This is a genomic window from Paraburkholderia sp. BL23I1N1 (genome assembly GCF_003610295.1).
Lineage (GTDB): Bacteria > Pseudomonadota > Gammaproteobacteria > Burkholderiales > Burkholderiaceae > Paraburkholderia.
Genome location: NZ_RAPV01000002.1, coordinates 219058 through 230971 on the forward strand (window position 1 = coordinate 219058; position 11914 = coordinate 230971).

13 protein-coding genes are annotated in these 11914 nt (G+C 63.0%); 5 read left to right on the forward strand and 8 right to left on the reverse strand.

Translation table 11 applies throughout. From position 1 onward, the window contains the following. Positions 1-17: 17 nt before the first annotated feature. From B0G76_RS33625 to flgB, 4 genes are all read right to left on the reverse strand, one after another. The gene (locus B0G76_RS33625; protein ID WP_120297133.1) at positions 18-1526 is read right to left on the reverse strand and encodes a flagellar hook protein FlgE; all 1509 of its coding nucleotides are present in this window, start codon (positions 1524-1526) and stop codon (positions 18-20) included. A gap of 43 nt (positions 1527-1569) precedes the next feature. Then, positions 1570-2301: a flagellar hook assembly protein FlgD gene (gene flgD, locus B0G76_RS33630; RefSeq protein ID WP_120297134.1), complete on the reverse strand. Its 732-nt coding sequence runs from the start codon at positions 2299-2301 to the stop codon at positions 1570-1572. A gap of 10 nt (positions 2302-2311) precedes the next feature. Next, on the reverse strand, positions 2312-2737 hold the full coding sequence (gene flgC / locus B0G76_RS33635) for a flagellar basal body rod protein FlgC (protein ID WP_120297135.1): 426 nt from the start codon (positions 2735-2737) through the stop codon (positions 2312-2314). A 223-nt stretch (positions 2738-2960) separates the two neighbouring features. Then, positions 2961-3455 (reverse strand): flagellar basal body rod protein FlgB, encoded by a 495-nt coding sequence (gene flgB, locus B0G76_RS33640; RefSeq protein ID WP_120297136.1) that lies wholly within the window; start codon positions 3453-3455, stop codon positions 2961-2963. 227 nt (positions 3456-3682) lie between these two features. On the opposite strand from flgB, the gene flgA reads away from it, so the two are divergent. Then, the gene (flgA, locus tag B0G76_RS33645; RefSeq protein WP_120297137.1) at positions 3683-5179 is read left to right on the forward strand and encodes a flagellar basal body P-ring formation chaperone FlgA; all 1497 of its coding nucleotides are present in this window, start codon (positions 3683-3685) and stop codon (positions 5177-5179) included. On the opposite strand, the gene B0G76_RS33650 is transcribed toward flgA, so the two are convergent. Beyond that, positions 5170-5394: a hypothetical protein gene (locus B0G76_RS33650; protein WP_120297138.1), complete on the reverse strand. Its 225-nt coding sequence runs from the start codon at positions 5392-5394 to the stop codon at positions 5170-5172. The two genes, flgA and B0G76_RS33650, sit on opposite strands and share 10 nt — an antisense overlap. Here B0G76_RS33650 and flgM point away from each other — a divergent pair. Then, a complete protein-coding gene (flgM, locus tag B0G76_RS33655) occupies positions 5378-5737 on the forward strand; it encodes a flagellar biosynthesis anti-sigma factor FlgM (protein ID WP_120297139.1) in 360 nt (119 codons plus the stop codon). The genes B0G76_RS33650 and flgM overlap by 17 nt on opposite strands. Positions 5738-5831: 94 nt before the next feature. Next, complete coding sequence (locus tag B0G76_RS33660; protein ID WP_120297140.1) at positions 5832-6278, forward strand: flagella synthesis protein FlgN; 447 nt, start codon at positions 5832-5834, stop codon at positions 6276-6278. Positions 6279-6423: 145 nt separating this feature from the next. On the opposite strand, the gene ltrA (B0G76_RS33665) is transcribed toward B0G76_RS33660, so the two are convergent. Both ltrA (B0G76_RS33665) and ltrA (B0G76_RS33670) read right to left on the reverse strand, forming a co-directional pair. Next, positions 6424-7791, reverse strand: a complete 1368-nt coding sequence (gene ltrA, locus B0G76_RS33665) for a group II intron reverse transcriptase/maturase (protein WP_120297141.1) — start codon at positions 7789-7791, stop codon at positions 6424-6426. Positions 7792-7933: 142 nt separating this feature from the next. Then, the gene (gene ltrA / locus B0G76_RS33670; RefSeq protein WP_120289905.1) at positions 7934-9238 is read right to left on the reverse strand and encodes a group II intron reverse transcriptase/maturase; all 1305 of its coding nucleotides are present in this window, start codon (positions 9236-9238) and stop codon (positions 7934-7936) included. A 1254-nt stretch (positions 9239-10492) separates the two neighbouring features. Here ltrA (B0G76_RS33670) and B0G76_RS33675 point away from each other — a divergent pair. Beyond that, positions 10493-10675: a type II toxin-antitoxin system HicA family toxin gene (locus tag B0G76_RS33675; protein ID WP_120297142.1), complete on the forward strand. Its 183-nt coding sequence runs from the start codon at positions 10493-10495 to the stop codon at positions 10673-10675. Then, positions 10672-11082, forward strand: coding sequence for a type II toxin-antitoxin system HicB family antitoxin (locus B0G76_RS33680; protein ID WP_120297143.1), 411 nt, complete (start codon positions 10672-10674; stop codon positions 11080-11082). The genes B0G76_RS33675 and B0G76_RS33680 overlap by 4 nt, the downstream gene beginning before the upstream one ends. A 72-nt stretch (positions 11083-11154) precedes the next feature. On the opposite strand, the gene B0G76_RS33685 is transcribed toward B0G76_RS33680, so the two are convergent. Then, the gene (locus B0G76_RS33685; RefSeq protein ID WP_063497637.1) at positions 11155-11889 is read right to left on the reverse strand and encodes an RNA polymerase sigma factor FliA; all 735 of its coding nucleotides are present in this window, start codon (positions 11887-11889) and stop codon (positions 11155-11157) included. Positions 11890-11914 lie beyond the last annotated feature (25 nt).

The window sequence follows — 11914 nt, forward strand, 5'->3', positions numbered from 1 at the left end:
GGGTTAGTCCCGGTCGCTTACAGGTTGATCAGGGTCTGGTCGACGGTCTGCTGGGTCTTGATCGTCTGCGCGTTCGCTTGATAGTTGCGTTGCGCGGTGATCAGGTTCACCAGTTCGCTCGTCAGGTCGACGTTCGAGTTTTCCACCGCGCCGCCTTGCAGCACGCCGTGATTGGTTGAGCCCGGTGCGGAGATCTGCGCGACGCCCGATTGGGACGTTTGCTGGAACTCGTTGTTGCCGAGGTTCACGAGACCGTTCTGGTTCGAGAAGTTCGCGAGCACGACCTGGCCGAGCGCCGCGGTTTGCTGGTTCGAGTAGTTGCCGGTCAGCGTGCCGTCCGCGCCGATCGTGAAGCTCGTCAGCGTGCCGGCTGCGTAGCCGTCGGGCTGCAGCGAGTTCACGCCGTCCTTGCCGCCGTACTGCGTCGTGCCGGCGATATTCAGCGTGAGGTTCTGCGGCGTCGACGAACCGTCGGTGGTCGGAATGCCGAAGTTGAAGACGAACGGCGTGGTGGTGGCGACGCCGGCCGCGTCGGTGGTGCCGAGCAGCGTGCCCGACGAATTGAAGTTCGCGTGGCCGACCAGGTTCGCGGTGCCGGTCGAGGTGCCAGCGTACACATTCCACGTACCCGCCGAGGTCTTGGCGAAGTACATGTTGACCGTCTGCGAGCCGCCGAGCGAGTCGTAGACCGTCGTGCTGGTCGAGTAGTTGTACGTCGACGAGCTGTTCTGGTTGAACGCAACCGGGGTCGGCGCGATCGTGTAGGTGTCGTTGGTCGCCGGCACGCCGTTGAACGTGACGGTTTGGCCATTGCCCAGCGGGATCGACGTGCCGGCCGTGTACGTAGCAGGGGCGGTCGTCGTACCGAGCGTGGTGTCCGTCACCGTGTACGTAGTCGGGCTCGTGAACGTGACGGTGTAGTTGTCGTTGTTCGTGCCCGAAGCGGTGTTCGTGATGGTCGCGCCGGTGGTGGTAGTCGTGCCGGTGTGAACGCCGGGCGTCACGACCGGCGTGCCGAGCATGAGCGGATCCTGCGCGTTCAGGTTCAAACCGGCGACGATCTTGGTGGTCGCTTGCGGCGCGATGTTCGCCGTCGGCACGCTGAGCGGTACGGTTTGCGCGGTATTGATGATGCCCGCGGTGTTCGCGGCATAGCCCATCAGTTGCAGGCCTTGCGCGTTGACGATGTTGCCGTTCTTGTCGAGCTGGAACACGCCGTTGCGCGAGTACACCAGCGAGCCGTTGTTCGACAGCTGGAAGAAGCCGTTGCCGTTGATCGCGACGTCGAGCGCCTGGTTGGTGCTGGTGATCGTGCCCTGCGCAAACTGCTGCTGCACTTCGGAAAGCTTCGTACCGATGCCGACCTGGTTGCCCACCGCCGTCGCCACCGAATTGGCGTACATGTCGGCGAATTGCGCCGCGCCGCTCTTGAAGCCAACCGTATTCGCGTTGGCGATGTTGTTGCCGATCACGTCGAGGTCGCTCGACGACGCCGACAAACCACTCAAACCTTGTTGGTAACCCATGACGGTCTCCGTATCTGGAAAGACGTAACTGACAGAATCTGAATCAGAGGATGGCGGCGACGCTGGTCAGCCCCACGGTCGAGCCGTTCGACAGCACGAGGCCCGGCGTACCGCTGCTTTGCATGACGACGCTTTGCACCGTCGCGCCCGCGAGCGTGGTGGCCGTAGCCTGCTGACCGTTGATCGTGCCGACTGCGCTGATCGTGTAGGTGCCGTCGGGCAGCGTATTGCCGGCCGTGTCGGTCGGCGTCCAGCCCACTGGAATCGTGCCGGCCGACTGCTTGCCGAGGTCGATCGTGTTGACGATCGTGCCCGCCGAGTTCTTCACGACCACCTGCAGATCGCTCACCGAGTTGGCGAGCTGCACGCCGAACGCGCCGGCCTTGCCGCTTGCGACCGACACCGAGTTGCCCGGCGCGAGCACGGTCGAGCCGATCAGCAGCGCGGCTTGCGACTGCTGGCCTGCCGACATCTGGGTGGCGAGCGAGGTGAGCGTCGTGTTCAGCTGGCTGATGCCCGACACCGTGTTGATCTGCGCCAGCTGCGAGGTCATCTGCGAGCTGTCCATCGGATTGGTCGGATCCTGGTTCTTCAACTGCGCGACGAGCAATTGCAGAAAGGTGTTCTGCAGATCGGTCGCCGAGGTGCCCGACGTGCTGCCGGTCGAGCTGGTGGCGCTGGTCGCACTCTTGCTGCTGCTCGTGCCGTTCATCGTATCGAGCAGCGTTTGCGACACGTTGGTGCCGTTGCTGCCGATGGTGGTATTGGTGGTCAAGGAGCTCTCCTCAGGTTCCGATCGTGAGCGTTTTCAGCATCAGCGTCTTGGCGGTGTTCAGGGTCTCGACGTTGGCCTGGTACGAGCGCGAGGCCGAGATCATGTTGACCATTTCCTGCACCGGGTCGACGTTGGGCAGCGTGACGTAACCGTCCGAATTGGCTGCCGGGTTGCCGGGGTCGTAGGCGGTTTTCATCGGCGTCGGGTCGTCGACCACGCCGGTGACCTGCACGCCGCCGATCTGCTGGCCGGAGCCCGAGCGCGCGCCGCCAATCGGATTGACCGCGAACACGACCTGTTTGGCCTTGTACGGCTGGCCGTCCGGGCCGGTCGTGCTGTCCGCGTTGGCGAGATTCGACGCCGTCACGTTGAGCCGCTGCGACTGCGCCGACATCGCGGAGCCTGCAACACCAAAAATGTTCATCAAAGATGGCATGTTTCCTTCCCTCTCCTATGTCGACCGGAGTTAGCGCTTCAGCTGTCGACCAGAGTTGGCGCTTTAGCGCCTACTCTGGTCCCATGCAAAGCTCTTACTCCGGTCCCATGCAACGTAGTTGCGCGGTTCGACCCGGCTTCCGTTAAATCCCGTAGCGATTGTTCCTGCGTACTGCGTGACTCTGTGCGGTGCCGGTCGTTATGCCGGCTCTCTACAAGCTCGACTACGAGCCCGACTGAATCGCCGCGAGCATCGTCTTGATCTGGCCCGACAGCACCGTCATGCCCGATTCGAAGTGCAACGTGTTGTCCGCGAACTGCACCCGCTCGGTATCGATGTCGACCGTGTTGCCGTCGAGCGCGGGCTGCGTCGGAATGCGGTATTGCAGATTGCCGTAGTCGTCCGGCGTGCCGCCGGTCGGCGTCAGCGTCGTCTTGCCGGACATGTGGCCCGGCGCGGTCGACACCATCGACATGCCGCTCGTCACCCCGGCGGGCTGGGTCATGGCGAGCGTCGAATTGTTCGAGGCGCCCGTGCCCACACCGCCGCCCGTCTTCTTCAGCGCGCCGGCCAGCGACGAAGCGAAGTCGACATCGCGCGCCTTGTACCCGGGGGTATCGGCGTTGGCGATATTCGACGACAGCAGCTCCTGCCGGTAAGCGCGCACATCGAGCGCCTGGCGGCCAAAGGCGAATTCGGCATCGAGTTTGTCCAGCATAGAAATCTCCGGAGAACGTTCCCGAGGCTTCCCGCTTGTGCCTGGCAATGCCTCGCACGAGGCATGCGTCGGCCGGGAAGACCTTTTTGCATGAAGTGCATCTTATGGGCCGAACGCAAGTGGCAATCGGACGAATAACCGGGAAAGGGGGCTTCTATTCAACGTTTGCGCAATGGGGGCGCTCACTAGAATGCAAGACGTACCGATGCATTCGATGGAGAAACACGATGGACCAATCCAGCTTCGATCCGACGCACCGCGCAAGCCGCGCGGCGGCGCATCGCGTGGGCGCGGTCCGGCGTGCTTCGTGTGGGGCACGCGGTCTCCTGACTCGCCTCGTTGTGAGCCTGGCGGTGTGGGTCGCCGGCGGCATCGTGCTGCTTCCGGTTGCGCAGGCGCAGGACACCGGCGCCTCCATCGTGATTCCTGGCCCCGGTGAAAAGAATCCCGCCGCCCTCGCCGATCTGGCCGCGCAGATGCAGGCAACGCCCGCGAAACGCACCGGGTCCGCGGCAACGCTTGCCGCCGCTACCGCGCAGTCGCTCACGCCGGGACCGGTCGCACGCAACGCCGATCCATTCACGCGCGCCGCCAATGCAAGTGGCTCGATCGTCATTGCGGGCGCGGGCGAACCGCCTGCCGCGCCGCAGATGATCCGTACCAGTTTCAAGCCCGACGCGAACGGGGTCGTGACGATTCCCGCGCCGGGCAGCGCCAATGCGGCGGCGATGGCTAATCCCGCGGCCGACCTTGCACGCGTCAATATGGCGCCGGGATCGCGGCAAGGCACCGGCGTGCAATCGGTGCTCGCCAACTCGCCCAGCAACGGTGTGGAAAGCGCAACCAGCAACGCGCCGGCGGCCAGCGGCTTCGACAGTCTTGCTTCGCGCGGCGAGCCGCCCCAGTTGGGCGCGAACGGCAAACCCATTGTGCCCCCCGCAGCCGCATCGAAGCCCGCACCGGCGGCCGCGGCAACGCCCGCGCCGATGCCGACACCGCCCGCGACCATCGCCCGCACGCCGGCGATGCGCCAGGTGGCGCCCGCGGTCACGCAACCGAATCTGCGCCCCGCCGTGGTGGCGCAACCCGTGCCGCTCCCGGGCCAGCAGGACGCCGAGGCGATCCGCAGCGCGGCGCTCGCCTTCTTGCAGCAGCAATCGGCAGGCTTGCCGGGCAAGGTCGACATCACCGTCGCCCCAGCGTTTCCGCGCGGGCTCGCGGCCTGCACGATGCTCGAGCCCTTCATGCCCAGCGGCGCGCGCCTGTGGGGCCGTATGACCGTTGGCGTGCGTTGCGCCGGCGAACGGCCGTGGACCATCTATCTGCAAGCGCGCATTTCGCTGCACGCCACCTACTATCTGGCCGCCCGCGCGATGGCGCCGGGTGAAGTGTTCACGGCCGCCGACCTCGTCGCGCGCGACGGCGACCTGACCGGTTTGCCGCAGGCAATCGTCACGGACCCGTCGCAGGCGGTCGGCTCGGTGTCGCTCGTGCGCATCGCTGGCGGCATGCCGCTGCGCCGCGACATGCTGAAAAGCGCGTCGGCGGTGTCGATCGGACAAACGGTTCGGGTCGTCGCAGCGGGCGAAGGGTTCGCGATTTCGGCCGAAGGCAGCGCGATGAACAACGCCTCGCCGGGTCAGCAGGTACGGGTGAAGACGGCCAACGGCCAGATCATCTCCGGCATCGTCAAGGATGGTTCGACGGTGGAGATTCAATTGTGAAACTGCGCGGCGGCGAGTGCGGCGGCAAGTCCGGCAACCCGCGCGCCGAGGCGGATTCGGGCGCTGTGGATGTAGTGCCCATGGAACCCGTCGTGGGGCCAAATCGACTTGTAAGGAAAGGTAACACCCGGAGCGATTGCGCTAAAGTTTTGATCACGGGTTGCCGTTATCAGAATCAAATCGTTCAGGAAGCCAATCGTGAAAGTCGATTCCACAACCAATTCGAATCTGCCGACGTTGAAAGACGCCCTGTCCCGCTCGCAGCAAAGCGACGCGGCGACCGCGAACACCAACGCGCAGAGTGCGGGCACAGCCTCGCAGACCACCACCAGCGGTTCGAGCTCGGGCGACGCCAGCGTCAGCCTGTCGGGTCTGTCGCAGCATCTGCGCAGTCTCGCGGCATCCGGCTCAGCCGATATCGACACGGCGCACGTCGAGTCGATCAAGGCAGCCATCAAGGATGGCTCGCTCACGATCGATTCGAGCAAGATCGCCGACGGCGTGCTGAACACCGCGCGCGAACTGTTGCAAAGCAAAACCTCGTCGACCGGCAACTAACCGACGCATCGAAGTACGGTGAAGTGCCGGGCGGCGTTCGACAAACCCGGCTCGCGAATCATGCGCGAGTCGTCGTGTTCAGCGAGTTGTTGAGATGAAAGACGCCCTGCTTGCCACCCTCATCGAAGAATATTCGGCCGTCGAGGCGTTCGCCTCGATTCTGGCGCTCGAGACCAAGGCACTGACCGCCTTGTCGCCGCTCGAACTGCTGCCGCCAATCGTTGAAAAGAAAACCGAACTGATCGGCACGCTCGCAAATCTGGAAGCGACGCGCGACGCGCTGCTTGCGGAAATGGGCTTTCCGGCCGGCTGGCCCGGTATGGAACTCGCCGCCAGCGCGGATACGCGGCTCGCCGAGCAATGGGCGCTGCTGCAAAAAGCCGCCGAGCGGGCGCGGCGCTTCAATACGAGCAACGGCGAGCTGATCCGCGTGCGGATGGACTACAACCAGCGCGCGCTGACCGCGCTGCAAGTGGCCGTGCCTCAGAAGGCCGGTTTCTACGGACCGGACGGGCGAATTCCGGCGCGTCCGGCAGCTTGAAGATTTCGATCGCGCGGCGCGTTTCACGCGCTGACGCGGTTGAGTAGATTGCTTTGATCGGGATAGGGGCAGGCCTCGCGGCCCGACCCCTCCCACACCACCGTGCGTACGGGTCCGTACACGGCGGTTCGGATCGGTTAATCGACTATGGCCTTAGTGATGGAAGCCCCAGCGAGCGAAGGTAACGGTTTGACAAGGCGATGCCCAGCGCGGGACTGCAACTCAGCCGCCACGCATCGTGTGGCGAACCGACCGTCTGGGCAGCAAGGTTTCGGCTGACGCCGCGTACTGTCAGCTCCCGGAATCTTGTGCGGCCCCGTTTCCACTGCTTCCAGAAGAAGCAGCGGATGCGGCGGCGTATCCATTCATCCAGGCGTTGCAGAACGCTGGGCGTTTCGCAGAAACCGAAGTAGCCCCGCCACCCTGCCAGATAACGTTTCAGCGCGCCGATCATCTGGTCGACGCTGACCCCGCGCGTGCGTTGAGTCAGTTCCCGGACCCGATCCTTGAAGCGAGCCAGTGCCTTGGGCGCAATGCGCCGTTTGATCTGCTCCCGCCCCGAGAAGGTGAAGCCCAGAAACGTCCGCGTGTGTGGCCGTGCGACGGCGCTCTTCGCTTCATTGACCTTCAGCTTCAGCTTGCCGGTGAGGAAGGCTTTCAGCCCCGCCATCACCCGCTGGCCCGCGCGTTCGCTGCGTACATAGACGTTACAATCGTCGGCGTACCTCACGAAACGCAGCCCGCGTCGCTCAAGCTCCCGGTCAAGCTCGTCGAGCATCAGATTGGATAACAACGGCGACAGGGGACCACCCTGGGGGGTGCCCTCGTCCGTCGCACCAACCAGCCCGTGCTCCATCACGCCCGCCGTCAGGAAGGAGCGAATCAGCTTCAGAACGCGTCTGTCACTAACCCGTTTTGCCACCCGACTCATCAAGATGTCGTGGCTCACGCGATCGAAGAATTTCTCCAGATCCAAATCTACAACCCATCGATACCCCGACTGGATGTAGCTTTGCGCCTGCGCCACTGCCTGATGCGCCGAGCGTCCCGGACGGAAACCGTAGCTGGAGTCCGAGAACGTCGGGTCCCACTGCCTTTGCAACACCTGCAAGACCGCCTGCTGGACGAATCGGTCAGGCGCAGAAGGGATGCCGAGCTTGCGCACGCCACCGCCATCCGGCTTGGGTATCTCGACCCGTCTCACAGGTTGAGGCTGGTATGTGCCGTTCAGCAGCGTGGCCCGTATCGACGGCCAATGCTCCCGCAGGTACGCCGGTAATGCCTGAACGGTCATCCCGTCCACGCCCGGTGCGCCCTTGTTAGCTTTCACACGCTTCAACGCCTGCTTCAGGTTCCCCCTTTCGCAGACTTCTTCCATCAGTCGGTCATATGCCGACGGGCTTTCAGACTCGGGGTTCGCCGCCATAGGTTCAGCCCCTCGATCAGCAGCCATCGGAGCTTCACCCCTGCCTCCGCTGTCGAGGACGCGATGCGTTTTCTGCTGCGCTCCCATGTCGAGTTCTCCGGCTTACTCGCCGCTCCTTTCCGTTCGGGCCTTCAGGCGTCGCCGCCCTGTTGGGTCGGAGGAGGCGCGCTGACGCGCTGGCCTCCGTCCGCCGCTCAAACTGCACGTGCCGTTTTCCGGCATGCAGCTTTCACGAAGATGCAGCATGCTGGGACGCAATTGAAGGTATCAGTTGCACAAGGTTGACCAACCCGAACTCGCCATAGAGCCGCGCCTCGGGCAAGACCTTCCAGCCCATATTGCGCCAGCGCTTGAATCGATGCGACCAGATACGCCGCACGATCCATCGGTTGAGCCGGTTGAAGATTCGCCGGACGTGGGAGCGCTTGTAGTAGTGCCCCCAGCCCCGCAGGATGGGATTGAGCCGTCCAATCAGCTCCCGCGTTCGAAGCGGCACACATCTCTTTGTAAGACGACGCACCTGATCCATGAAACGCTGGACCGATTTCTCCCGGGGGTACGCGTACAGCGCACCCGATCGGGCGCCACTGCGGATTTTGGCCGTGGGCAGCGATAACTGCCGCCCACGCTTGATCTTGTAGCCGAGAAACTCGAATCCAAACCGGACATGCACGATCCGCGTCTTCTGCGGATGGAGTTGCACACCCAGTGCGCTCAGAATCTTCGTCGCCGCCGCGATGGCTGCGCGCGCTTCTGCCTGGGATGAACAGGTGATCACCCAGTCATCCGCGTAACGGGTAAGCTGGTAGCCCTTAAGCCGCATCTCCCGATCAAACGGCGTCAGGAGGATATTGCTGAGCAGCGGTGAAGCTACCCCACCTTGCGGCGTTCCACGCTCGCTCGGAAAGAGACGACCCTTGCCGAAACTACCGGCTTTAAGCATCGCCTTGATCAGGCTTAGTACCCGACCGTCAGCGATGCGCTGGGCAATGAGCGACAGAAGTTTGTCATGGTCAACTGATCCAAAGAAGTCCTTCAGATCAGCATCAACAATCCATTCCCTGCCGCCCTCGATCTCCCTCCAGATCTTGCGCAAAGCGTCGTGTGTCGATCGCCCTCGCCGATACCCGAAGTTGGCCTCGTCGAATACCGGCTCGAAGATCGGCTCCAGACGGTTGAGCAGCGCCTGCTGACATACGCGATCGTAAATCGACGGTATGCCGAGATTGCGGAACTCCCCCGGTTTGCCGACTTTCGGGATCGAGACCCGCCGGACCGGTTGCGGCTGATAGGTCCGCGCACGCAGTTCTGCCTGCAGACGGTCCAGATGCTGGTCCGCCTGTTCGGCAAAGTCTGCCACGCTGATTCCATCGACACCGCCACTACCCCGGTTGGCCCGGACTCGCTCCCAGGCGACTTCCAGATTCTTCCGTTGATAAACCTTGTCAATTAATGAGTGGACCTTCCTTGCTTCCATCGGGTTGATCCAGTCAGACAGTCTCCTCGGGCGCGGATGTACGGGTATTTCGCTCATGGAACTGATCCTCCTCCGTGTCCTTACTCACTGCCGTCCGGGTTCTTCCCAATCATCTTCGCCGGCTGCCTTCCCCGACCCACTTCTGTCGCCGATCGCTCGGTCACGTGGTTTTAGCCACGCTTCAGGTACTACTCAGCCGTCCGACTACTGACACAGCACCGCTCGCCACTTCGCTCCTCGCTTATAGGCTCACTTCCCGCGGTGCCACCCGCGGACTGTGCCAGTTCTCCTGGGGTCACACGCTGTTCTTCCGTACCGTGCCGTCCGCAAACACCTTGGTGCGGTGGGTGTATGAGAACGCCTTCGCCTCCATAGTGCAGGCTCGACCTTACCCCACCTTTGGCCGACCGGTTCGTCATCGGGGCAGCCCCCATCGACTACGGCCCGGTACTTCTCCTCATGCCCTTCGGATTCCGCCTCGCGGCGGACACCCTGCCCTCCGGAGTACTGCGAGATGATGGCTTCAGGTCCGCCTTGTCCGTTTCCGGCTTTCGCCTTCGTGCCCGGTTAGACGTCTCCATACCTTCCCACCTCTCTCCGGCCAGCAAGGCATTACCCCCGCTTTCGGATATGGCGCCCCTCATCCGGGCGCCAGAGGGACTTCAACCCTCCGGAACAACGCGCTGCCCAGCGCACAATATGCCCTCTGCTGACTCCTGCACGGTGGTCAACGGCCCTTGCGAGCCGCTCAGTCCTCATTTCAGGACGCCGTGCAGGCCTCCCGAGGTAAGCGCAACCGCCTTCCCCACACACCTGCCAGATCTACCACCCCAGCCCTTGATGGCTATGGACTTCGCAATCAATTGCTTGCTCGTCCGGCCAGGTAGGCCTCGCATCTGGTTTCTGTTCGTCAGGTCATGGCTTTGCTACACGCTTCCTTCAGACCCCGCCTCACGACGACGCCCTTGCGTTTCGCTAGTCCTTCACCACCATCAGGTTGGACAGGGGACTCACACCCCCAAGCTGTTGCGCATGCTCGGCGCACAACAAAAAGGGCTCGTCTTTGACGAGCCCTTTTTGTTTTCTCCTCCCGCAAAGGGCGCCTAAGCCCTCCTCCGACGCACGTTAGCCATCCGGCCAGGTAGCGCGGAATCTTGCACCACGTTGAAATCACGGGTCCCCCACTGAGGTTCTCCGCCGAGGTTCTCCACCGTCACGCGCAGCTTTTCGATGCTGCTCCAGACGAGCCACGCGGAGCGTTACCCACTAGCGAAGTTGTGTAATCGTGTGTATGCATTCCAGGAATGCAATATGAACAGCGCCGAGCTCGTGAAAGCAATTCAAGCGGATGGCTGGCGGCTGGTCCGAATATCGGGCAGCCACCATCATTTCCGGCACGCGGAAAAAAACGGTCTCGTGGCCATCCCGCACCCGAAGAAAGATCTTCCGCCCGGCACACTGAACAGCAGCTTGAAACAGGCAGGCCTGAAATGAAGAATCTGATTTTCCCGATCGCGATCGAGCCTGGTGACGCACACCATGCGTTCGGCGTGGTTGTCCCCGACATTCCGGGTTGTCATTCGGCGGGTGATTCACTGGAAGACGCCTACGCGAACGCGAAAGAAGCGATCGAGGCACATCTGGATACGCTGCTCGACGAGGGCTTGCCGATTCCCGAGCGGCTGACCCTGGACGAGCATCGGCTTAATCCGGACTACGCGGGTTTTACTTGGGGTTTTGTCACCACGCGGAATATTCCGGCGCTGAAAAAAGCGGTGCGCATCAATATCTCGCTGCCCGAAGCGCTGGTTCACGATATCGACGCTTACGCCCAGGCGCGCGGCATGTCGCGCTCGGCGTTTCTCGCGCTGGCCGCGGAACATGAGATGGCGGACGCGTAACGGGTAACCGAAGAGAAGAGAAAAACAGGCGGACGTTTCTCGCACCGCCGCCCCAACATCAGTCCATCAAACTCAAGTCGCCTCGGCGTTCGCCCAGGCCATCTCGCGCAGGCGTGTGCGCAAGCGCGCCACGGCCTGGCTGTGCAACTGGCACACCCGCGACTCACTCACTTCCATCACCGCGCCAATTTCGCGCAGGTTCATGCCGCGCTCGTAGTACAGCGACATCAGCAGCTTCTCGCGCTCCGGCAAGCGGTCGATCGCCTCGATCAGGGCCGAGCGCAAGCTGTCGTCCAGCAGCGCCGACAGCGGGTCCGAATGATCGACGCAGTAACGGTCGAGAAACGGTTCGTCGTCCGCGGAACGGTCGAAGTCTTCGTAATAGATGAGCTGGCTGCCGTGCAGATCCTGGAGCATCGACTGGTACTCGTCGAGCGGCATTTGCAGATGCTCGGCAATCTCCGTTTCGCTCGCCGAGCGGCCCAGATTCTGTTCGACCTTGTGTACCGCGGATTCCACTTCGCGCGACGTGCGCCGCAAGCTGCGCGGCAACCAGTCGTTGCTGCGCAATTCGTCGAGCATCGCGCCGCGAATCCGCTGGCTGGCATACGTCTCGAACTGCGCGCCCTGGTCTTCCTTGTACCGGCTCGCCGCGTCCAGCAGGCCGATCATGCCGGCCTGAATCAGGTCGTCGAGATCGACACTCGCCGGCATCTTGGCAACGAGCTGCAAGCCGAGGCGACGCACCAGAGGCGCGTACTTCGTCAGAACGTCGGCTTGGGAAATCTTTCCCTGAGCGTTATACATCGTGCTCCCCTTGTCCATGTGCCGC

Excerpts from the sequence above, each read along its gene's own strand:
- B0G76_RS33680 (WP_120297143.1), top strand. The coding sequence starts at position 10,672 with ATGAAGAATCTGATTTTCCCGATCGCGATCGAGCCTGGTGACGCACAC.
- B0G76_RS33625 (WP_120297133.1), bottom strand. The coding sequence starts at position 1,526 with ATGGGTTACCAACAAGGTTTGAGTGGTTTGTCGGCGTCGTCGAGCGAC.
- ltrA (WP_120297141.1), bottom strand. The coding sequence starts at position 7,791 with ATGGGAGCGCAGCAGAAAACGCATCGCGTCCTCGACAGCGGAGGCAGG.
- flgB (WP_120297136.1), bottom strand. The coding sequence starts at position 3,455 with ATGCTGGACAAACTCGATGCCGAATTCGCCTTTGGCCGCCAGGCGCTC.
- flgA (WP_120297137.1), top strand. The coding sequence starts at position 3,683 with ATGGACCAATCCAGCTTCGATCCGACGCACCGCGCAAGCCGCGCGGCG.
- ltrA (WP_120289905.1), bottom strand. The coding sequence starts at position 9,238 with ATGAGCGAAATACCCGTACATCCGCGCCCGAGGAGACTGTCTGACTGG.
- B0G76_RS33660 (WP_120297140.1), top strand. The coding sequence starts at position 5,832 with ATGAAAGACGCCCTGCTTGCCACCCTCATCGAAGAATATTCGGCCGTC.
- B0G76_RS33675 (WP_120297142.1), top strand. The coding sequence starts at position 10,493 with ATGAACAGCGCCGAGCTCGTGAAAGCAATTCAAGCGGATGGCTGGCGG.
- B0G76_RS33685 (WP_063497637.1), bottom strand. The coding sequence starts at position 11,889 with ATGTATAACGCTCAGGGAAAGATTTCCCAAGCCGACGTTCTGACGAAG.
- flgC (WP_120297135.1), bottom strand. The coding sequence starts at position 2,737 with ATGCCATCTTTGATGAACATTTTTGGTGTTGCAGGCTCCGCGATGTCG.